Source organism: Salmonella sp. SAL4457 (assembly GCF_046548235.1).
Classification (GTDB): Bacteria; Pseudomonadota; Gammaproteobacteria; order Enterobacterales; family Enterobacteriaceae; genus Salmonella; species Salmonella enterica.
The window spans coordinates 1-380 of sequence record NZ_JBGDZO010000117.1 but is presented as its reverse complement, the minus strand read 5'-3'; the positions used below and the strand labels follow the sequence as shown (position 1 = coordinate 380).

Sequence of the window (380 nt, the reverse complement as noted above, 5' to 3'; positions counted from 1 at the left end):
ACTCGATTTCCTCGTAGGGCAGGCCGACATAGTTCTCGGCGATGGTCGCCAGGCCCGCCTCGGAGCCCAGGTAATACTCCAGTTCGGTCTGCTGGATGCGCTGGCTGAACGCGTCGGTGTCGGGGAAGCGATGCAGCACCGAAGTCATCCACCAGGAGAAGCGTTCGGCCTTCCAGATCCGCCGCAGGCAGATTGCCGAGTAGCGTTCCAGCAGTTCGCCGCGCCCTTCGCGGTAGGCCTTCAGCAGCAGCCGGTAGAGCGTGCTGACGTCGCTGGCGGCCAGGTTCAGTCCCTTGGCGCCGGTGGGCGGCACGATGTGCGCGGCGTCGCCGGCGAGGAACAGCCGGCCATGCTGCATCGGCTCGACCACGAAGCTGCGC

Annotated in this window: 1 protein-coding gene; it reads right to left on the bottom strand. The window is 66.6% G+C overall.

Annotated elements, in window-relative coordinates; all coding sequences use genetic code 11:
• Positions 1-380 (bottom strand): FAD-dependent monooxygenase (locus ACLJNW_RS23500; protein ID WP_394591756.1); only part of this gene is annotated, 380 nt, incomplete at both ends.